Origin of the sequence: Rhizobium skierniewicense (assembly GCF_014196515.1) — a bacterium.
Lineage (GTDB): Bacteria > Pseudomonadota > Alphaproteobacteria > Rhizobiales > Rhizobiaceae > Agrobacterium > Agrobacterium skierniewicense.
Genome location: NZ_JACIDV010000001.1, coordinates 452,987 through 473,243, shown reverse-complemented (window position 1 = coordinate 473,243; position 20,257 = coordinate 452,987). Strand labels below are relative to the sequence as shown.

17 protein-coding genes are annotated in these 20,257 nt (G+C 56.6%); 4 read left to right on the top strand and 13 right to left on the bottom strand.

Annotated features, from left to right (window positions below; genetic code table 11):
- Window positions 1-11 precede the first annotated feature (11 nt).
- Window positions 12-1,673 (bottom strand): type 2 periplasmic-binding domain-containing protein, encoded by a 1,662-nt coding sequence (locus GGQ73_RS02085; RefSeq protein WP_183893564.1) that lies wholly within the window; start codon window positions 1,671-1,673, stop codon window positions 12-14.
- Between the two features lie 60 nt (window positions 1,674-1,733).
- Window positions 1,734-2,795, bottom strand: a complete 1,062-nt coding sequence (locus GGQ73_RS02080) for an ABC transporter ATP-binding protein (protein ID WP_183893563.1) — start codon at window positions 2,793-2,795, stop codon at window positions 1,734-1,736.
- Window positions 2,796-3,043: 248 nt separating this feature from the next.
- On the opposite strand from GGQ73_RS02080, the gene GGQ73_RS02075 reads away from it, so the two are divergent.
- Window positions 3,044-3,592, top strand: coding sequence for an RbsD/FucU family protein (locus tag GGQ73_RS02075; RefSeq protein WP_234910842.1), 549 nt, complete (start codon window positions 3,044-3,046; stop codon window positions 3,590-3,592).
- 5 nt (window positions 3,593-3,597) lie between these two features.
- Here GGQ73_RS02075 and GGQ73_RS02070 read toward each other — a convergent pair whose 3' ends face one another.
- Together GGQ73_RS02070 and GGQ73_RS02065 are read right to left on the bottom strand one after the other, a co-directional pair.
- On the bottom strand, window positions 3,598-4,578 hold the full coding sequence (locus GGQ73_RS02070) for a sensor domain-containing diguanylate cyclase (RefSeq protein WP_183893561.1): 981 nt from the start codon (window positions 4,576-4,578) through the stop codon (window positions 3,598-3,600).
- 65 nt (window positions 4,579-4,643) lie between these two features.
- Window positions 4,644-6,410, bottom strand: coding sequence for a sensor domain-containing phosphodiesterase (locus GGQ73_RS02065; RefSeq protein WP_183893559.1), 1,767 nt, complete (start codon window positions 6,408-6,410; stop codon window positions 4,644-4,646).
- 518 nt (window positions 6,411-6,928) lie between these two features.
- On the opposite strand from GGQ73_RS02065, the gene GGQ73_RS02060 reads away from it, so the two are divergent.
- On the top strand, window positions 6,929-8,695 hold the full coding sequence (locus GGQ73_RS02060; RefSeq protein WP_183893557.1) for an SLC13 family permease: 1,767 nt from the start codon (window positions 6,929-6,931) through the stop codon (window positions 8,693-8,695).
- A gap of 78 nt (window positions 8,696-8,773) precedes the next feature.
- On the opposite strand, the gene paoC is transcribed toward GGQ73_RS02060, so the two are convergent.
- From paoC to paoA, 3 genes are read right to left on the bottom strand one after another with little or no spacing between them, the layout of a single operon-like run.
- Complete coding sequence (paoC, locus tag GGQ73_RS02055; protein ID WP_183893555.1) at window positions 8,774-10,972, bottom strand: aldehyde oxidoreductase molybdenum-binding subunit PaoC; 2,199 nt, start codon at window positions 10,970-10,972, stop codon at window positions 8,774-8,776.
- Window positions 10,973-10,975: 3 nt separating this feature from the next.
- On the bottom strand, window positions 10,976-11,926 hold the full coding sequence (locus GGQ73_RS02050) for an FAD binding domain-containing protein (RefSeq protein WP_183893553.1): 951 nt from the start codon (window positions 11,924-11,926) through the stop codon (window positions 10,976-10,978).
- Window positions 11,923-12,519: an aldehyde dehydrogenase iron-sulfur subunit PaoA gene (gene paoA, locus GGQ73_RS02045; RefSeq protein ID WP_183893779.1), complete on the bottom strand. Its 597-nt coding sequence runs from the start codon at window positions 12,517-12,519 to the stop codon at window positions 11,923-11,925. The genes GGQ73_RS02050 and paoA overlap by 4 nt, the downstream gene beginning before the upstream one ends.
- 245 nt (window positions 12,520-12,764) lie before the next feature.
- Between paoA and GGQ73_RS02040 the strand changes: the two genes are divergently transcribed.
- Together GGQ73_RS02040 and GGQ73_RS02035 are read left to right on the top strand one after the other, a co-directional pair.
- Entirely contained in the window at window positions 12,765-13,100 is a 336-nt protein-coding gene (locus tag GGQ73_RS02040; RefSeq protein WP_183893551.1) for an XdhC family protein, read from the top strand.
- Window positions 13,100-13,795, top strand: coding sequence for an XdhC family protein (locus tag GGQ73_RS02035; protein WP_183893549.1), 696 nt, complete (start codon window positions 13,100-13,102; stop codon window positions 13,793-13,795). The genes GGQ73_RS02040 and GGQ73_RS02035 overlap by 1 nt, the downstream gene beginning before the upstream one ends.
- On the opposite strand, the gene GGQ73_RS02030 is transcribed toward GGQ73_RS02035, so the two are convergent.
- From GGQ73_RS02030 to GGQ73_RS02005, 6 genes are all read right to left on the bottom strand, one after another.
- Entirely contained in the window at window positions 13,787-15,439 is a 1,653-nt protein-coding gene (locus GGQ73_RS02030; RefSeq protein ID WP_183893547.1) for an NTP transferase domain-containing protein, read from the bottom strand. The genes GGQ73_RS02035 and GGQ73_RS02030 overlap by 9 nt on opposite strands.
- Window positions 15,440-15,535: 96 nt before the next feature.
- Complete coding sequence (locus GGQ73_RS02025; RefSeq protein ID WP_183893545.1) at window positions 15,536-16,729, bottom strand: ABC transporter substrate-binding protein; 1,194 nt, start codon at window positions 16,727-16,729, stop codon at window positions 15,536-15,538.
- Between the two features lie 40 nt (window positions 16,730-16,769).
- Window positions 16,770-17,852 carry a branched-chain amino acid ABC transporter permease gene (locus tag GGQ73_RS02020; protein WP_183893543.1) on the bottom strand — a complete coding sequence of 361 codons (1,083 nt, stop codon included), beginning with the start codon at window positions 17,850-17,852 and terminating at the stop codon, window positions 16,770-16,772.
- 4 nt (window positions 17,853-17,856) lie between these two features.
- Window positions 17,857-18,762 carry a branched-chain amino acid ABC transporter permease gene (locus tag GGQ73_RS02015; RefSeq protein ID WP_183893541.1) on the bottom strand — a complete coding sequence of 302 codons (906 nt, stop codon included), beginning with the start codon at window positions 18,760-18,762 and terminating at the stop codon, window positions 17,857-17,859.
- 1 nt (window position 18,763) lies between these two features.
- Complete coding sequence (locus tag GGQ73_RS02010; RefSeq protein ID WP_183893539.1) at window positions 18,764-19,498, bottom strand: ABC transporter ATP-binding protein; 735 nt, start codon at window positions 19,496-19,498, stop codon at window positions 18,764-18,766.
- The gene (locus GGQ73_RS02005; protein ID WP_174155383.1) at window positions 19,495-20,247 is read right to left on the bottom strand and encodes an ABC transporter ATP-binding protein; all 753 of its coding nucleotides are present in this window, start codon (window positions 20,245-20,247) and stop codon (window positions 19,495-19,497) included. Before GGQ73_RS02005 ends, GGQ73_RS02010 begins: the two co-directional genes overlap by 4 nt.
- Between the last annotated feature and the right edge of the window lie 10 nt (window positions 20,248-20,257).

The window sequence follows — 20,257 nt, the reverse complement described above, 5'->3', positions numbered from 1 at the left end:
AGGTTACGGCATCAAACGCCCAGTGAAGCCTTGTAGAGCGCTATCTGCTTTTCGCGGCCAAGCTGGTCTGTGACTTTCTCCCAGGCTGCCGCAATGGCATCCGCCCCTTCCTGCGCGCTTGCCTGACCGGCAAACACTTTGGCCAATTCGTCTTCCGCAACGCTATAGTATTGGAAAATGCCGGGAATTCGCGGCTCGATCGCAGCGTTCGGGTGGTTGTAGGAGTTGGACTGCGAAGCGAGGTAGTTCGAGATGAACGCCTCGTCATAGCCAGCCGTTACCCATTCCTTGATATCGAACTGGCTCTTTCGATAGCACTGGAAGCCGGATGGATAGGCGGCGGTCCACAGAGCGATGTCCTTGCCGCCCAGATGCGCTGCCGCACTCCAGGCCGCTTTCTTCTTTTTCTCGTCGCTGTCGACCCGTGCCATGACGTAAACGCCCCAGCCGAGATAGGCCATGTTCGGCGCGAAATTGGGACCGCTTGCGAGCTTGTCCCATTTGCCGGTCTTGGAATTGTAAACATCGTCAGAGCCTGGCAGAATATCAAATCCAATGGTTTCCCCGATGACGGAGGTGTCGCTGGTGCGCGCGGCGGCACCCACATCACCCCACCACGAGACCATCGATCCGGTTCCTGCCAGAAACTGCTGGAAGGCGGCGGTGCCGGGATCGGCGTTCAGCTGATCGCCCGCTTCCGATGGCAGCGCATCCATCACGTCCTGAATGGCGCGAACCCAGGCAGGATTGTTGATACGCGGCTTCATCGTGTCGGTATCGAACAGCCAGGCCTTGTCGTCAGGATGCTTGGCATAGGCCGTGGCGCGGCTACCGAGGAAGTAGAAGCCGAAACCGCCCCATGCCTTTGGCGAATCGAGATAGCCGATGGCGTCCATGCCGCCGACGGTCTTGCCCTTGAGGAACTTGGTGACTTCCTGAACTTTCTGCCAGGTCTTGGGAACGCCCCAATCGCCCTCATGGTCTTCATCCTTCCAGGCCTTGGCCAGATCGGCATCGGTGAAATAGTCGGTGCGATAATTAAAGTTATGGCAATCACCATCGACGGACACACGATAGGTCTTGCCGTCCCACGTGCCTACAGGCGCCTTCAGGTAATCGACGTAATCATCCATGTCGATCTGGGCCTTGACCCAATCCGGCATTTCGGATGCCAGGCCCTTGCCGCAGACATCGCCCTCGAAAGGCGCGCCCATTTCAAGCAGATCGAAATCAACCGTGCCCGTCGCGATTGCCTGCTGAAGCCGCGGATTGTAATCGGCCTGTGCCAAGTCGATCCAGGTGATTTTGGCCCCGGTATAATCTTCCCAAGGCTTGAGGAAGCCGCGGAACAAGACGTTATGAAGGTTCTGGTTGTTGAGACCCATGAAGGAGAGCTCGACACCGGCAAACTCGCCCTGCTTCACGGTCTTCTTGGTGGCTTCGAGACACATCTCACCAACCTTTTGCCAGTCGGCATCGGTCGGCGAACCCTTGCCCACGCCTGGCACCTGCAGAATTTGCGTCCGAAGGTTTGCGTCCTGCGCGTAAGCGGCGCCGATAGGACCAAGCATGCTACCCGCAGCGGCCACTGCGCCAAGGCTTGCGCTGGTTTTCAAGATAGCGCGGCGGCTCAGGCCTATCGCCATCATTCTTTCGAAATCACTGACTTTCATGCGGTTCTCCTCCCGTTGATTTGGTATCGTCGCCGTTCTCCTCAAGGCGACGAAAAGATTTTACTCCAGCCGCAGCCCGCTTTCGCCATCGAACAAATGAACCAGCGCTGCGTTCGGCGTCATTGCAATCGTGCCGCCTGCTGGCTCCTCCACACGGTCGCGAAACACGCCGATGATCTTCTGCTGTCCAAGCTTGGCAAACACCTGCGTTTCCGAACCGGTTGACTCTACTACCGTCACCTGCGCATCGACGGAACCGCCGAGCGTGAAATGCTCAGGCCGGATACCGTAAAACGCAGACTTTCCGTCGGATCCGGGCGGCACGCGCAAAAGCGGCAATCGAATCCCCTCCTCCGCCTCGAAATACGGTTCCGGAGAATGCCGGATATGACCCTTGATGAGGTTCATAGATGGAGACCCGATAAAACCGGCCACGAATGTGTTGGCGGGCTTGTCGTAAAGCGTCAGAGGTGAGCCGATCTGCTCGACCCGGCCATCACGCAAGACGACAATCCTATCCGCCATGGTCATGGCCTCGACCTGATCATGCGTCACGTAAATCATCGTCGTGGCCAACCGCCGCTGCAATTCCTTGATCTCCGCGCGCATCTGCACACGCAGTTTGGCGTCAAGGTTGGAAAGCGGCTCGTCGAACAGAAAGACCTTGGGGTCACGAACAATGGCACGCCCCATCGCCACGCGCTGGCGCTGGCCACCGGAAAGCTGGCGAGGATAGCGGTTGAGATAGGGTATGAGGTCAAGGATCTCAGCTGCCTTGCGCACCTTCGCGTCGATATCTGCCTTGGCTTCGCCGCGCATTTTCAGCGCAAACCCCATATTCTCCGCAACGGTCTTGTGCGGATAAAGGGCGTAACTCTGAAAGACCATCGCGATATCACGGTCCTTCGGCGGCAAGTCGTTGACCACTTTGCCGTCAATCTGGATATCGCCAAACGTGATTGGTTCGAGACCGGCGACCATGCGCAGCAGCGTTGACTTTCCGCAGCCGGACGGTCCCACCAGAACGACGAATTCCCCGTCCGGTATTTCAACGGAAACGCCATGGATCACCGTCAGGCTACCATAGGCTTTTCCGACATTGACGATGTTCATCGATGCCAAACGTTTTTCTCCTCCCACGGCGCCGCGCACTCCTCGCGACGTCGCATCCCTCCCTGATCAGCCGGCGGGTACAGCGAAGAGCCGCACCCGCCGGAGCTATCCTTGGGAGGATGTCATCCGTTGCGCAAACTTCACACATATTTTATTGATTGTAAATTGGCCGATTTGGATAACGCGAAATATTTGTCGATCCACAACGACCCAGCCTTAAAATGTCATATTTACTGCTAAATCTACTGAGGAATTTGTTGAAATTTCAAAAATTTTCCCGCAGCCTTTACAGCTATCCGTTGCTACATTACAAATATGACATAAGTCGTGAAGTTCACAGCCGGATTTTAAGGGAGGAAATGGTCGTGCTCAAAGGAATAGATCCGGTTATCAATGCTGAACTTCTATATGTACTGATGTTGATGGGGCACGGCGACCAATTGGTTCTGTGCGACATCAATCACCCCGCCCAGACCATCGCAAAACACACGACCCATGGTCGCATCATCAACGTGTCTGGCTGCGGTCTCGAGCGAGCTGCCGAAGCAATCCTCAAGCTCTTCCCGTTGGATACATTCGTTGAGGCACCGGTCAAGCGTATGCAAGTCGTTGGCGACCCGGACGGTCAGGTGCCCATCTTTTCAGCGATGCAGACCGTCGTCAATAGCGCAGAGGGACGTTCGATCCGGATTGAGGCGCTGGAGCGCTTTGATTTCTACGAAGCAGCGAAGCGTTCATTTGCCATCGTACGAACGTCCGATCCTGGGCCCTATGGCTGCTTCATCTTCACAAAGGGCGTCTGTTAGCAAGATCAAGCCAGTGCGGCGTCCTGTTTGGCAACAGTGTGCCTAACGGATGGATCAAACCAGTCCCAGCTGTTTTTCTGGCTCCGCTTCATGCGATAAAGCGCCTGATCCGCGGCATGCAGGAGTTGATCCAAATTGCCGCCGTGATCCGGGTAGAGGCTGGCACCGATCGTAGCGCCGACCTCGACGCTCTCTCCCCGCACGCAAAAAGGCTTTTGAAAAGCCGTCGCTATCCTTTGGCACACCCGCTCGGCCACGCCTTGGTCTCTCAGCCCTGGGAGGAGAATGACGAATTCGTCCCCACCCATGCGCACGATTGTATCATTGTGACGAACGGACTGGCGAAGCCGTGTCGCCACCATTTTCAGAATATCGTCTCCGGCCTCATGACCATAATGGTCGTTGATCGGCTTGAAATTGTCGAGATCAACCATCAGAAGCGCCGTCATCGGCTGCCGTCTCGATGTTTCTGTATTGGCGATGATCTCAAGCCACTTGTCTTTCAAGACACGCCGGTTTCCAAGGCCCGTCAAAGGATCTTCGTTGGCAATGCGTTTCAGCACGTTTTCCGTGAGTTTCTGCGCGGAAATGTCTTCGAAAACTGCAATAGCCAGATCGAACTCGTGCAGGACAATGCCTCTGTGCAAAGCCGACACGGTGGAGCCATTGGCATGTCTGACGTTGACTTCAAACTCCTGGATTTCAGTGATACCCGACGATTTGCGCTTCCAGAGGGTGTCCCAGCGAATGCGCGCCTGTTTTTGCTCGGCGTCATCGAGGTAGGTTTCATCGATCCAATCATCGACCGTCATGAAGCAGCCGTTCTGATATCCGAACGTCCGGGTGAAAGCCTTGTTCATGAAACGGATATGGCCATCGGGTATGGATGCCCAGGAAATCGGAATTGGCAAGGTGTCGAGGATGACGATCAGGTCCTCATCGAATCTGGTCGTGCCTTTCGCCATACGTGCGAAAAAATCTTTCATGTCACTGACCTTTTAGGGATTTCAAGAGAGGAATGCTCTCTCGAAACGAGGATTCGATTTGGATATCAACACGCCAGGAGAATTTTCGGCTGCTGGCGCTCCATCAACCATTCTACCAGTGCGGCGCTTCTGACGGGGCGTGACAACCAGTAACCCTGGATTTCGTCGCACCCCATTGCCTGAAGCAAATCAGCAGTCTCAACCGTTTCGACACCCTCGGCAACGACCCGGTAGCCAAGGCTGTGGGAGAGATCGATCATCGAGCGAACCAGCACGCGTTCGCGATTGCCATTGATCATATCCGACACGAACGAGCGATCGATCTTGACGATATCCGCAGGCAGTTTTTGGAGGTAAGCAATACTGCTGTAGCCGGTACCGAAGTCATCGATCGCGAGTTGCACGCCTGCCGCCTTCAATTGATCGAGCAGACCGAAAGCGCCTTCGGTTTCCTTCATCATGACAGTTTCAGTCAATTCCAGTTCGATCTGGTCCGGATCCACCTGGTATTTTGCAAGCTTCGTCATCAATCTTTCGAAGAAATCCTGCTCTTCGAGGTTCAGTGCCGAGAGATTGATCGACAGCTTGAAGCGCATGCCACGGGCCCGCCATTGGGACAGATTCGACAAAGCCTCGTCCAACACCCAGTCTGTCAGGCTCCGCGCGCAGGATGAAACCTCGATGACTGGGATGAACTCTACCGGCGATATCGGGCCAAGCACGGGGTGGTCCCAGCGCAGCAGTGCTTCAGCGCTCAAGACCTCACCTGTTTCCACGTCCATACGCGGCTGGAAAACGAGGGACAACTGGTCATCGGATGTCAACGCTGCCCGGAAATCCTGTAGAATTCTATAATTACGGCGGTGACGCAAATCCATTGCGGGTGAGAACAAACCAATTTTGCTGACACTTTCGCGCGCATCCTGCGCCGCGCTCTGCATCGAGCGCAAGACATCTTCTGGCGACGTATTCTGTGGATGGAAGACAACGATGCCGATCGATGGAGTCATCGCCATCTGAAAGGCGCTGTCGGCTTGCAGTTCATGCAGCTTCTGCTCCAGCAGGAGTGTATAATCGTCGACGTTCACGCCTTCCTGTGCGAAAAATGCAAACTGCATGGGACCGACATGGTAGGGAGCGTCATCCGGCCCGACATGCTCTCTCAAGATGTTGACGGCGGCCTGAATGGACGTATCGAAATAGGATGGGCCGAGCACGCGCGAGAGGTGTTCGAACTGTTCGGTCTGCGCCAGGTCGAGCAGACAGATGATCCGCTCCTTCACATCGCCACGCGCGACCATGTCCGAGAGATCGTTGAGCAACTGATAGCGATTCGGAAGTCCGCTGGACGGCTCTATGCGCCCCAGTGCGTGGGTCAGTTCCACCTGATCCATGACCATTGCCGCAAGGTCGACCAACGTCGCCATTTCGTCCGAGGTTATGTCACGCGGCTCAGTTCCCAGAACGCACAATGCACCGAGACCAAAGCCCTCAGCAGTTATAAGCGGCGCTCCGGCGTAAAAGCGAATGCCAGCATTGCCAAGGGTGCTGTCTACATAACAGTCGTCATCTTGAAAATCATTGATAACGAAAGGTTTTCTGCTTTCGGCAACCTCAGAACAGGGCGCTTTGTGACGTGGAATTTCATTGTGGTCGACACCCACCTTTGACTTGAACCATTGGCGATGCGTATCTGTCAGGGAAACCGCAGCGATCGGAAGGCCGAAAATATTCGCCGCGAGCCGCGTTATCCGATCAAAGTTTTCGCTTGGAAGCGTATCGAGAAGACGTAAATTCTTGAGGCTGGCAAGTCTGGCTATTTCATCGTGCATTCGTCGTGTCCATAGCAAAGCCATCGTGCAGGCCTGCACGTGCGCTTCACTTAACTGAGGGGTCTCTTCATTTTTGATGCAGCGATGCCGGGGAGCTCGCGCCAAATGGCGGCTCGGGTCGACCCGGCAGTTTTAAGGCATCATGCCTATGCTTCTTAAGAAATTCCGTATTGCCATTGTTTTACATCACAATAATTGAACTACATATAAATCGTTCCGCAGGAGTTCTTTTCATAGTTACGAAAATGGTAACCCGGCTATGAACTTTGTCCCCATGTCATATCGACAAGGGGTACCCTCCTACCGCATGCAACACTATTGAAGAAAATAATAATCGTTAGCCTTTGACGATAATAATTTAATTTCAATGATTTGATTATTATTCAGGCACGTGAAATTTAGATAGTTGGCACACACCATCGCACGATATACTGCTCTCCAAAATAATTCGAAAAACATTTCCCAAACGGCACCGATTGCCCCGTTATGCGTTATGATATTGCCATCAGGATGTTCAAATGCTCACCAATCAATGGCTGTCTCTTCTCATCATCGCGCTGATGATGGGCGCTTTCCTTTGGGGAAAATATAGATACGATGTGGTTGCGGTCGGCGCATTGCTCGCGGCTATATGCGTCGGTATTGTTCCAGCGAAAGAAGCTTTTTCCGGGTTTTCAGACGATATCGTCATCATCGTCGGTGCTGCGCTGATTGTCAGTGCCGCCATATCCAGATCCGGGGTTATGGATGTCGCATTGCGTCGTCTTTCCCCGGAAAGGCGTGGCCCTCGCGCCCAACTGATCATACTGGTGGTGATCGTCGCGGTTCTCTCGGCCTTCATCAAGAACATCGGCGCATTGGCAATCATGATTCCCGTAGCCATTCAGATGGCACGAAAGTCGAGCGTATCACCATCCATGTTCCTGATGCCGATGTCCTTTGCATCGCTGCTCGGCGGACTGATGACGCAGATCGGAACTTCTCCCAACATCATCGTCTCCCGCGTGCGGGAAGAAATTACGGGCCAGCCTTTCACCATGTTCGACTACACACCGGTAGGACTGGCACTCGTGGTCGCAGGAGTCGTTTTCCTTGGCTTTTTCTACAAATTGCTACCGGAGCGAACCCGCGACAAAGCCTCGATGGATGATGCTGTCAAGATCAAGAACTACACGACCGAAGCCAAGATCACGTCCACATCGACCGCCATTGGCCAATCTATCAGTTGGCTCCAAAAGCCGGGTGGCGGTGATGCAATGGTCACGGCCATTGTCAGCCCGCTTGGAAAAAAGCGAACACCCCTGCCCGATACCATTTTGAAAGATGGTGACCTTCTGATCATTGAAGGGGAGCAAGGCGCCCTCGACAAACTCGTCAGCGAGGCGAAGCTGCAACTATCGGACCGCAAATATGAGCCCTCGAGCTCCAGAGACATCAGCGCAGTCGAGGCCATCGTTGGCGAGCATTCGCGTCTGGTGGGGCTGAGTGCAAAGGACGTTGCGCTGTTTGACAGCACCGGCCTCAACCTGCTTGCCGTCAGCCGGCGGGATAAGCGCTTCAGCGAACGGCTGGGAGAAATAAAGATCCGCAATGGTGACATTCTCGTGCTGCAAGGCGACCTGCAAACTCTTCCCGATCTTCTGAGAGAATGGGGATGTCTTCCCCTTGTCGAGCGGAATCTCAAGCTTGGCAGTACGCGTAACGCATTGCTTCCGGTCGCTATTCTCGCCGTTACCATAGCAGCAACGGCATTCGGTGGCGTACCGGTCGCTGCAGCGTTCTTCGCGGCCGCGTTTCTCATGGTGGTCACCGGCGCCTCGCCATTGCGCGAAGTTTACCACCATCTCGACGCCCCCATTCTGATTATGCTGGCGGCACTGATCCCGGTCAGCGATTCGCTGCGAACGACCGGCACAACCGACATCATCGCCAACTTGCTATCGCGCACTGCTGAAATGTTGCCGCCTTACGGCGCGCTGGCGCTGATCATGGTGGCTGCCATGGCGGTGACGCCGTTCCTCAACAATGCGGCCACAGTGCTGGTCATGGCGCCTATTGCGGCGACCTTTGCTGGCAAGCTCGGCTTTCAACCGGACGCATTTTTGATGGCCGTGGCGATTGGGGCAGGTTGCGACTTCCTGACCCCGATTGGACACCAGTGCAACACGCTCGTCATGGGACCAGGCGGGTACCGGTTCGGAGACTACGCGCGTCTCGGCCTGCCCTTGTCGTTCATCGTATTGATTGTCAGCGTTCCCATACTACTCATGGTATGGCCAATTTAGCCCGCTGTACGATTGCAAAAAACCGTGTGGAGCTAAGGCTTCACACGGCTCTCTCGGTCTGATGCAAACTGTCAGCAATTACGCCAGTTCAGGCAATCCGCTCAGAAGCTTGTCAAGCGTGACAGGATAGTCTCTGACGCGAATACCGGTGGCGTTGTAAACCGCATTTGCTATCGCAGCAGATACGCCACAGAGGCCAAGTTCTCCCACACCCTTGGCCTTCATAGGAGACGACATCGGGTCGGTCTCATCGAGAAAAATGACCTCCTGCGCTGGGATGTCGGCGTGGACGGGGACTTCGTAGCCCGCCAGATCGTGGTTGACGAAAAAACCACGCGTTGTATCGACCGCAAGTTCTTCGGACAATGCACCGCCAGCGCCCATTGTCATGGCACCGATAACCTGGCTCCGTGCGGTGATAGGGTTGAGGATACGTCCTGCGGCACAGACCGCCAGCATGCGACGAATGCGGGTCTCACCCGTCGCGATATCGACGCCAACTTCGACGAAATGTGCGCCGAAGGTGGATTGCTGGTGTGTTTCCGTCAGATCGCCCCACTCCATCTTGTCTTCGCCCACCAAACCATCCGGTCCAGCAGCTTCCGCAAGCGGTACAGTGCGGTTGCCCGATATGACTGCGCCGCCCTCGAACACAGCGTCCTGCGAGTTGAAGCCAAGTTTTTTGGCGATTTCCTCGCGGAGTTTCACACAGGCAGCATAAACCCCAGATGTCGAGGAGTTTGCACCAAACTGTCCGCCAGAACCGGCCGAGACAGGAAAGGCGGAGTCGCCCAGTTTGACGTCGATCTGGTCGACGGAGAGTCCCATCATTTCAGCCGCTGTCTGCGCAATGATCGTATAGCTCCCCGTGCCGATATCGGTCATATCGGTCTCTACGGTGATTTTTCCGCTGTTATCGAGCGTCACACGCGCACCGGAGGGAACAACGAGATTGTCGCGAAACGCTGCAGCGACCCCCATACCGACAAGCCATTTCCCATCTCGGCGGGTGGCAACGTCAGGACGGTTGCTCCACCCGAAGCGGTCCTTGCCGACAGTCAGGCAGCCGATGAGGTCTCGATGAGAGAAAGGGCGCTCTGGTTTTTCCGGGTCAACCTGCGTGTCATTGATGATACGGAACTCGATGGGATCCACACCCGCCTTTTCCGCAATCTCGTCAATCGCAATCTCAAGTGCCATCAGGCCGGGTGCTTCACCGGGCGCGCGCATGGCGTTGCCTTCTGGAAGGTTCAATTCGGCCAGCCGCATCGCTGTCATTCTGTTCTTGCCTGCATACAGCAAGCGAGTCTGGTTCACCGCGACTTCAAGTTGACCCTCGGGTTGATCGCCTGACCAGCTCTCGTGTCCGATGGCGGTGATCTTCCCCTCCGTATCTGTACCGATGCGAATGCGCTGAATGGTGGCCGGCCTATGCGTTCCATTGTTGATGATGAAGGGGCGCGGCAGCGCCACTTTCACAGCACGCTTCGCTTCTTTCGCGCCGAATGACGCGAGAACGGCATCGACGCGCAGGAACAGCTTTCCGCCGAAACCACCTCCAATATAGGGTGACCTCAGCTGAATTTTGTCCTTGTCGATACCAAGCGTCGTCGCGAGATCCGTACGCCACCAGTCAATCATTTGGCTGGAAGACCAAATGGACAGTTTGCCATCGTCCCAGGAGGCGATGGACGCATGCGGCTCCATCATGGCGTGGGATTGATCCGGTGTTGTGTAGGACTGGTCCAGCGTTACGGGTGCCGCCCGAAATGCGACATCAAAGTCACCAATGGCAGTGTCCGGCTTTTGCTTTTCGTCCGGTTTTTTCGCCGAATCCTTTTCGGCATGGAGATCGAAAGCGCCTTTTTCCTCGATGTAATCGACCTTGACGAGAGATGCAGCGGCGCGCGCCTGTTCAAAAGTTTCAGCAACAACAACAGCAATAGCCTGATGGTAATGCTGGATCTCATCGCCGCCGAACAGATTTGCCGTATTGAACTCACCCTTCTCAAGCTTGCCAACGTCTAGCGTGGTGACAACCGCCAGGACGCCGGGAGCTTTTTTTGCAGCATCGACATCCATCGCCGTGATGCGGCCTTTCGCGATGGCCGAGCCAACGGGATAGCCATACGCATAATGCAGGTCGGGGTCGTGCCACTCATAAGCGTAAGTCGCCCGCCCTGTCGTCTTGAGCTGACCGTCGATACGGTGGATGGGCTTGCCGACGACCTTGAGTCGATCAATGGGATTGGTGGTGGCTGGTGTATCGAATTTCATGGCTCAACCCCTTGCTTCGGAGAGGACAGCGCCGAGCGTACGCTCAACGAGATCGACCTTGAAGCGGTTCTGTTCTGTAGGACGTGCGTCGGCGAGAATTGCGCGGGCCGTTTTACGGGCGCCGTTGGTAAGCTCGGCTTCGGCCGTTTCGACACGCCAGGGTTTGTGGGCAACGCCACCAACGGCGACCCGGCCCGTTCCATTTTCGTGAATCACGGCTCCGACAGAAATCAAGGCAAACGCGTATGATGCCCTGTCTCTGACTTTGCGATAAATTTGTTTTCCGCCCACAGGTGCCGGCAAAACCACCGAAGTAATGAATTCTCCTGCTTCAAGCGTCGTTTCGATATGCGGCGTATCACCGGGCAAGCGATGGAGCTCTTCGATGGGTATGGCGCGTTTGGTGCCATCAGGCTTGACCGTTTCCACAGTCGCATCCAACGCCCGCATGGCAATTGCCATATCACTCGGATGGGTCGCGATACAGGCATCGCTGACACCCACCACCGCGTGCTGCCGGCTAAAGCCAGCGATGGCGGAACAGCCGCTACCGGGGCTGCGCTTGTTACAGGGCTGGTTGGGGTCATAGAAGTAGGGACAGCGGGTCCGCTGCAGCAGGTTGCCTGCAGTTGTCGCCTTGTTTCGAAGCTGGCCGGAAGCACCGGCCACGAGAGCGCGGGATACGAGCCCATAATCACGGCGCACGACAGCGTGGGAAGCCAACTCTGTATTGCGCACCATTGCGCCAATGCGCAAGCCGCCTTCCGGCGTCGCTTCGATTGCATCAAGCCCCAGACCATTAACGTCGATCAAATGGGTTGGTGTTTCGATCTCGAGTTTCATCAGATCGAGAAGATTCGTTCCACCAGCGATAAATTTTGCATCGGGATTGGAAGCGGCAGACTTCACCGCTGTTTCGATTGACGTTGCGCGCTCGTAGGTAAAGGCCTTCATGCTCTGACACCCCCCACGTCCGAAATGGCATCAATGATGTTGGCGTAAGCGCCGCATCGACAGATGTTGCCGCTCATGCGCTCACGCACTTCGTCGGCTGTCAGTTGGACCGGAGTGGTCAGATCGCTCGTGACGTGGCTGGGGATATTCGCTTTTATCTCCTCAAGCACCGCCACGGAGGAACAGATCTGCCCCGGCGTGCAATAGCCGCACTGGAACCCGTCATGCTTGATAAAGGCTGCCTGCATCGGGTGGAGATTGCCGGGCTCGCCCAGCCCTTCGATCGTCACGACCTCGTCGCCATGATGCATGACTGCCAACGAAAGACACGAGTTTATCCGTTCACCACCGACCATGACCGTGCAGGCACCACATTGGCCATGGTCACATCCTTTTTTCGTTCCATTGAGATGAAGATGTTCGCGCAAAGCGTCCAGCAACGTCGTTCTATTATCTAAGTCGAGCACGTGGCTCTCACCATTTACGTTGAGTCTGACTTGAGAAGAATGTTCCATTTGGCTCCCCGGAATATGCGCCACCGCGCTTCCGGCGACACCCGCTGCCGCATTCACCGCGACAACTTGGTAAGTCAGTTCAACTCAAAAAGTTCCCGTGATTTTTTAATAGCCTACTGGTTGCACAGCCACATGTCCTCGTAACGGGTGTCCTTGTTCAAGTCCTGGCACGCGACGCACAGTCGGTTTTGCAGCTATTTCCAGCCAATGAAGAGATGCACGCGCTTGTGCAACATGATGATAAGCGTAAAGTCCCAGTGTTTGCTGCGGCGCTTACCGCTATCGCGTCGGTATGCGTAGACACTGAATATCTGGAGACTGTGATGAGGACTGAAGACGACCATGGGCATGGCGATCCGCTCGATGTGGCCGAACGCTGGAAAAAACGCGGCCGTGAGGTCGCGATAGCGACCGTCATCGAGACATGGGGCTCGGCACCCAGACCTCCCGGCAGTCATCTCGTCATCGATGCCGAAGGCAATTTCGAAGGCTCGGTTTCGGGTGGCTGCGTTGAAGGCTCGGTGATCGCCGCGGCGATTGATGTCATCGGCAACGGGACGTCGGAAATGCTTGAATTCGGCGTTGCCGATGAGACGGCATGGGCCGTGGGCCTGTCCTGCGGAGGACGCATTCGCGTCTTTGTCGAGAAAGTGCACTGATGGATCTGATCAGCCTTCAAACGCTGAACCGCTACCGTTCAGACCGTATCGCGGCAGCGACGATTACCAATCTCGATACTGGCAGCAGTCGTGTTGTAGCCGATGGCGAGGCTGTCGAGGGTGTTCTTGGCCAAGCCATCACAGCTGCGCTTCAATCCGGAAAGTCTGCTAGCGTCACCGTCGAAGACACCTCCTATTTCGTGAATGTCTATGTCCCGGCGACGCGGATTGTCATCATCGGGGCGGTCCATATCACACAGGCACTCGCACAGATGGCGCATCTGACCGGTTTTGATGTCTGCATCATTGATCCGCGGACCGCGTTCGCCACCACTGAACGCTTTGCACAGATGGATTTAACGGCCGATTGGCCGGAGGACGTCTTGAAGAACCGTCCGCTGGATCCGCATACGGCGCTTGTTGCCGTGACACATGATCCGAAGATCGATGACTTTCCGCTCGCCGAAGCGCTCCGAACCGGTTGTTTTTACGTCGGCGCGCTGGGGAGCCGCAAAACCCACCAGGCGAGGCTGGCACGGTTGAAGGACCAGGGATTGACCGAGGCGGAGCTTTCTCGCATCGCCGCACCTATCGGACTTGATATCGGTGCGGCCACCCCCGCTGAAATTGCTGTCGCTATCCTCGCAGAAATCATCAGCACACTGCGCTCTGGAAAGCCGAGCCTATCAAGGTAGATGGTTTAAGCTCTCGACCAGAACACCCCCAGCGGCTTCCACGGCTTGGGGCGTGTCGACATCCACTTGCGCTGCGGAACCGATCTCGACGTTGATGATCGGCAGGCCTGACGTCTCGATCAGATGTCGGGCACCGACATCACCTTCCAGACGCAGGATGGCGTCATGCAGGGAGCGCGGCAGGATAACTGGATTACCGGGTTTGCCGTCAAAAACGGCCCGGACGATTGCGGTGGCTCCCGATGCGTCGAAAGCATCGATAAGTTGATCGAGATGCACGCTAGAGAGGTCCGGCATATCCGCCAGCATAACCATGATACCGTCGGCATTGCGCGCCTCCTGCGTGGCGAACCCCGTCGCGAGGGAGCTCGCCATGCCCGATGCGTAATCCGGGTTGATGATCGTTGACAGCTTCAGGCCCGACAGGACGTTTATCAGGTCGTCTGCTCTGTGGCCGAGGACTAGGGCAACCGATGACGCCTTGCTACCAACTGCGACGGTGGCAGTCCGACGCAGAAGTGGAATCCCATCGAATTCGGCCAGCAACTTGTGAAGACCGCTGCTACCCATGCGGCTCGACATTCCGGCTGCGAGAAGAACGATTGCGACAGACATCTGGTCTTGCCTTTCTGAAACGTTATCTCGCGGCATCGGCCGTGAGCGAATTTCTTTCAATAGGCCGCCGACACCCAAGCCTGCTATCATGCCACCATCAGGCTTTTCACCTGTCAAAACACGCTCCAGGATCCAGTCGAACCCATTTTCCATCGGGCTGCGCGCACATCCCGGCGCTCCTATGACATGGGTTTCACCGATAAGGCCCAAAACCAGAAGATTTCCCGGATCGACGGGCATTCCAACCCGTAAAACGGTGCCCCCAGCCTCCCGGATGGCCTGCGGAATAACGTCGCCTTCATCGATGACAGCAGACGCACCAAAAACGACGATCAATTTCGGGGCATCGTCTTGCAGGGCTGAAACCTCTCTAAGCGCTTCTGAAAGTGCCTGCGTTTCATGCGTTGTGCGACTCTCCCGCTGTAGGGAGTTGCCACAAACGGCAAGACGTCTGGCCAGGATCCGGGCTGTCTTGTCCATGACAGAAGGCTTTAGTCTCGGCAATTCGGTGGCAATCAGACTGACGGCGAAGCGTTTGAATGGTCGCACACAAAATGCGGTCTGTTCCTTCATCACGGAACAGGCCGCCTCGATCTTCGACCTTGGAACAGCAAGTGGGATGATCTTAAACGTCGCGACAAGGTCATCAGCATTCACTCTCGAGTGGTCTGCCAGACAGGCAACGGTGATGGCAGGATCAATGCTGTTGAAACAGTCGATGACGGCTTTGTTTGCAACGAACACGCCTTTGACCGTCGAGTAGACATTGACCCGACCGGTTCTGGCTTCCGAAAACCTCAAGCTGTCCGCGCTCGCAGCGACAGCCAGCATGCTGGCTGCATCATCTTCACTCAGGTCGTCGCTCTCGAGGCGGGCAGCCGTTACGGTTTTTAATCCAGCCGCTTTCAAACGCTGCAAATCGGACCGCTTGAGAACGTGCCCCTTGGACAGATCGACACCGGAAAACCGCAGGGAATGGGCGAGCAAAAAACCCGTCGCATCATCAATGGGAAATTGCCCGAATTTCATGTGTATTGCCCCATGACGCGTCAGCCCGCGCGATTTGAGACATGCAAACGCCATGCATCCTGATTGGATGCATGGCGCAACGGGTGAAAGGTCGCTTTACTTGACGAGGGCGTCCAGGGGAATGGGTTCAGATATCGTCCAGTTGCCGACGACACCGGGTTTTCCGTTTTTCGTTTCCACGATGAGGTAACGAGCCTGGTTTTGATGGTGGAGTTCCGCGGTGAAGGTCCTTGGGCCAAAGAGTGTGGGTTCGTCCTTCATCTTTTCCAGCTCCGCAACGACTGCACTGGCTTCCGTGGTTTTTGCCCGCTCCACTGCCTTCGCCCAGACGTCGATCATGGAGTAACCAGGATAGACATATTGGCTCGATGGGTCAGAGCCTGTCTTCTTCTTGTAGGCGGCATTGAAGGTCTGGACGGCCGGGTTCGGATCGTCGCCATAGATTGAGCCCTGAACAGGCGTAAAGAAGTTGGACAGGTCGGGCACGGCCGACAGCCAATAGCTTCCGTCCACGCCGGAACCATTGAGGATCATCGAGTTGATACCGGCAGCACGGATTTGCTTGATGGCCGAGACCGCACCGGGCATCATCGTGCACAGCATGATCGCATCCGGCTCCTGCGGCAGCGCCTTGATGCGGGAAATCTGCGCAGCGATGGACGCATCCTCGTTCTTGAAGGTGTCTTTGCCGACGAGCTTCGCACCCTTGGCCTCAAGCTTCGGCATCATCCAGTCGAAGCCGTCGCAAATGCCTTTGTTATATTCGGTCCAGGTATCGAGCAGGCGGTAATAGGTCTTGGCCTTCTTCTCGTTGAAAGCCCATTCCGCCATCGTCGCACCCTGTACGGCAGCCAGCACAGAAGCGGAGAAACTGTGTGGGCCGACGCCCTGAATGCCCGCTTTCACGGATTCTGCACAGAGGAAGAACGAGACCAGTCCCGCATCTTCAGCCGCCAGCGCTGCCGGGGCACCGAAGTCGTAGTCGCACGATACGACGACCAGGTCGGCGCCCTGATCGATGACCGACAGACCGGCTTTGGCACCTTCCGCACGGTCGGACTTCGTATCGGCACTGACGACCTCGATCTTCTTGCCGAGCAGGCCGCCAGCCGCGTTGATCTCGTCGATGCGGATCATCGCCGCATCCTGCGCCGGTTTGTCATAGGCTTCCATGAAACCGGAAGCACCGGTGGCAAAGCCGACGACGATTTTATCGTCGTCTGCCCAAGCCGGTAAGGTCGTCATGGCGGTTGCCAGAACCGCAGACAGCATTCTCGTCATGTAAGCCATTCCGTTCTCCTTTATTGCCGTGCGGTTTCCTCTCCGCCGGCTATTTGTTTTGACTGCGACGAAACAAGGTGATCTCGCGATTGCCGATCAATCCGGCAGGACGGAGCGCAAGGATCACGATCATGATGACACCGAGGGCGATTTCCTGAAGCCCTTTGGGAAGGGCAAAGGTTGTTGCCCCGATGGGAACCCCGGCCTCAAGCATGCGGAGTGCCTGAATGAGGGCTGAGAGAAGAACCACACCGATCACAGCACCCGACAGACTGCTCATGCCACCGACGACCAGCATCGACAGCGTGATGAAAGTGAGGCCGAGATAGAAGGTATCGGGCGTGACGACACCGATGGAATGTGCCATCAACGCGCCACCCAGCCCCATGACCGTACCTGATATGGTGAAGGCGACAAGACGCTCCTTTGGGATATCCACGCCCGATGCGGCGGCAGCCGTCGGCTCATCACGCGCGGCGCGCAATGCCAGACCGGACCGGGAGATGGCATGCGCCCAAGCGATGAAAATGGCGATGACGGCAGCGCCGACATAGGGCCATATGGTTCTGACGATGGGGATGCCGACCACGGAAGACGTTGCGCCGGTCACATCTTCCCAATTGGAATAGACTGTGTTGATCATGGCCAGCACGGCAAATGTCGCAATCGATGCAGCGATGCCGGAAAGCCGCATCAACACCTTGCCGAAGACAAGCGCCACGATGCCGGCAAAGAGTGCTGCCAATATGGCCGCTTCCCAATAGGGCAGTCGTGTATCCAGCAACCATTGCGGCAGCCCGGGAAGCGCGCTTTTCTTCATGATCGGATTGATGGTCAGCCACGCCGCCGCATAGGCCCCGAGGCAGGTAAAGCCGATATGGCCGAAGCTCAGAACGCCCGAGTTTCCGATGAAGATGTAGAGCCCAACGACCAGTGTGACGCGGACGAAGACATCGATGACGGCTTGGTTGAACGGCTTGGAACCGGTCATCACCGTCAGCACCGCGATTGCCAGGAGCAGAAGTGACAACAGGATCGGCGTCATGATGGTGCGGCGCGCAAGTGTGAAAGGCGCTGGTTTTTTCGGAGCTGCCAATGCTGCGGGAAGGTCTTGTGTGGTTGCGATCGTCATGGCGTCAGACCCTTTCCTTGGTGCCGCGCGCGGCGATCAGGCCTTGCGGGCGGAACAACAGGACGAGAATGACCGCCCCATAAACAAAGGCATCGCGAAACGGGCGCGCATCCACCGGCAGAACGACCTGCATGATGACAGACGCAGCACCCAGCAAAAAGCCTGCAAGCACTGCTCCGGCCAGACTGCCGAGACCACCGATCACAGTCGCGATGAAGGCCATCAGCATAATAGATGCACCCATCTGGATATCGGCGGTGCCCGTCTGGCTGCCGAAGATCAGGGCGATGGCACCGGCCAGCGCGCCTGAAAGTGCAAAGGCACCCATGATGACGCGGTTGGCGCGAACACCCAGCATGCGGGCCATGGAAAAGTTTTCCGCCGCAGCACGCATTTCCAGCCCGAACCGGGTCCGCCGCAGGAAGAGCGACAGGCCAATCAGGATCAGGACCGTCGCGAGGATGGTGATCAATTGCAACAGCGGTAGCCGCGCGCCGAAAATCTCCACCGGCTGTGACAGCATCGGCAACAGCGAGATGGATTTCGGCCGGCTGGTAAACAGCATCAGCAGGAAGTAGCGTATGACGAAGCCGAGTGCGAAAGACGCAATCATCATGGTAGCCGGATTGGCACGCCTGAATCGGCGGAACACAACGATCTCACACAGGACCGAAAGCCCAGCCCCCGTTATCAACACCAGCGGCACCAGCAGATACCAAGGCAGTTGACCGGCAAAGACGATAGCCATGGCATCCGTCGAGGGCCATAACAGCGCAAAGATACAAAAGGCGATGACATCGCCATGCGCGAAGTTCACCAGCCGCATGACGCCGAAGATCAGCGCGATGCCGAGTGCGCCGAGTGCATAGAGCGAACCGAGAGACAGCGAGTCGAAGACGATCTGTAACATCTCAATGATCCTCATAACCGAAATAAGCTGCCTGAATGGCCTCGCTGTTGCCGAGTGCGCGCGCATCGCCGTCCAGCACGATCTCGCCGCCGCGCATGAGGATCATGCGTCCGCCGACCATGACGGCGCGGGCAGAGCTCTGCTCCACGACAAGCAGGGTTAATCGACGCTCGGCCCGCAGTGCGATCAGCCGCTCGTAAACCTGGTCGGTGATGTTGGGCGCCAGTCCGAGTGACGGCTCATCGATGGCGATGAGGCGCGGGTTCGTCATCAGTGCGCGACCGATGACAAGCATTTGTTGCTGACCGCCGGACAAAAGGCCAGCCTGCCCGTTTCGGCGCTCTTTCAGCATGGGAAAGGTCTCATAAACCGCCTCCAGTTCGGTCGCGGCGCGCGCACGCCAACCGCGATCTCGGGCGTGCATCCCCGTGCCGACCAGAAGATTTTCCTCTATGGTCAGAGAGCCGAAAACCTCCCGCCCCTCCGGCACCATGGAAAAGCCAAGGCGCGCAATATCTTCCGGCGCTTTGCCGGTGATATCGTTACCATGGAAATCTATGCGTCCGGCAGAGGCCGGGGTAACGCCCGCAATCGCGCGCATCAACGATGATTTTCCAGCCCCGTTCGGACCGGTGATGAAGAGGATTTCGCCCTCATCGATTGAGAAGGAAACACCCCGCACGGCGGTCAGTCTGCCATAGCGGATTTCGACGTCGGATACCGTTAGGATATTCATTGCAACGCCTCCACAACGGGCAAGTCCGTGTCGGCAGCTGTACCCATGTAGGCATGCCGCACCTTCTCGCTGCCGCGGATCGCGGCGGGTGTGCCCTCTTCGATGACCGCGCCGGAATCAAGGACAACGATGTGGTCGCACAGCCCCAGCACAAGGCCGACATTGTGTTCGATGATGAGAACACCACAGCCGAGTTCACGTGCAATGCGCCGGACCAGCGACGACAGGTCGGAGGCCTCATGGCTGCTCATTCCGGCAGCGGGTTCGTCGAGAAGAATATAGGATGGGCGGCCAATGAGCGCGCGGCCTATGGCAACCCGGCGCTCGTCCGTATAGGGCAGCGTACCGGCAATGCGCGAGCCGAGAGCGCCGATGCCCATCCAGTCCAGCATGGCCTGCGCTTCTGCAACGGCGGCTCGCCTGCTCATGCCGAGGCCTACACCGGTCACTTCGAGATTGTCGATAACGGCCAGATCCCGGAAAAGACGGCCACCCTGAAAGGTCCTGGCGATACCACGCCGTCGCACCATATGCGGCTTGAGCCCGCTGAGCGATGCCCCGTCGAGATTGATGGCTCCTTCGGTCGGAGCCTGAAAACCCGTCAGCACATTGACCAGTGTCGTCTTGCCAGCACCATTAGGACCAATCAGACCACTAATATGTCCGGGCGTTATATCCAACGTCACCGACGACAGCGCCTTTAGCCCTGCGAAGGCGACGGAGACGTTTTCCGCGCTAAGTTGACCCATTCCCCTGTTC

What these genes read in the sequence shown, in the direction of transcription:
- GGQ73_RS02025 (WP_183893545.1), bottom strand. Translation starts at nt 16,729, where the DNA reads ATGGCTTACATGACGAGAATGCTGTCTGCGGTTCTGGCAACCGCCATG.
- GGQ73_RS02070 (WP_183893561.1), bottom strand. Translation starts at nt 4,578, where the DNA reads ATGAAAGATTTTTTCGCACGTATGGCGAAAGGCACGACCAGATTCGAT.
- GGQ73_RS02020 (WP_183893543.1), bottom strand. Translation starts at nt 17,852, where the DNA reads ATGACGATCGCAACCACACAAGACCTTCCCGCAGCATTGGCAGCTCCG.
- paoC (WP_183893555.1), bottom strand. Translation starts at nt 10,972, where the DNA reads ATGAAATTCGATACACCAGCCACCACCAATCCCATTGATCGACTCAAG.
- GGQ73_RS02085 (WP_183893564.1), bottom strand. Translation starts at nt 1,673, where the DNA reads ATGAAAGTCAGTGATTTCGAAAGAATGATGGCGATAGGCCTGAGCCGC.
- GGQ73_RS02040 (WP_183893551.1), top strand. Translation starts at nt 12,765, where the DNA reads ATGAGGACTGAAGACGACCATGGGCATGGCGATCCGCTCGATGTGGCC.
- GGQ73_RS02005 (WP_174155383.1), bottom strand. Translation starts at nt 20,247, where the DNA reads ATGGGTCAACTTAGCGCGGAAAACGTCTCCGTCGCCTTCGCAGGGCTA.
- GGQ73_RS02035 (WP_183893549.1), top strand. Translation starts at nt 13,100, where the DNA reads ATGGATCTGATCAGCCTTCAAACGCTGAACCGCTACCGTTCAGACCGT.
- GGQ73_RS02030 (WP_183893547.1), bottom strand. Translation starts at nt 15,439, where the DNA reads ATGAAATTCGGGCAATTTCCCATTGATGATGCGACGGGTTTTTTGCTC.
- GGQ73_RS02010 (WP_183893539.1), bottom strand. Translation starts at nt 19,498, where the DNA reads ATGAATATCCTAACGGTATCCGACGTCGAAATCCGCTATGGCAGACTG.
- GGQ73_RS02015 (WP_183893541.1), bottom strand. Translation starts at nt 18,762, where the DNA reads ATGTTACAGATCGTCTTCGACTCGCTGTCTCTCGGTTCGCTCTATGCA.
- GGQ73_RS02060 (WP_183893557.1), top strand. Translation starts at nt 6,929, where the DNA reads ATGCTCACCAATCAATGGCTGTCTCTTCTCATCATCGCGCTGATGATG.
- GGQ73_RS02065 (WP_183893559.1), bottom strand. Translation starts at nt 6,410, where the DNA reads ATGCACGATGAAATAGCCAGACTTGCCAGCCTCAAGAATTTACGTCTT.
- GGQ73_RS02050 (WP_183893553.1), bottom strand. Translation starts at nt 11,926, where the DNA reads ATGAAGGCCTTTACCTACGAGCGCGCAACGTCAATCGAAACAGCGGTG.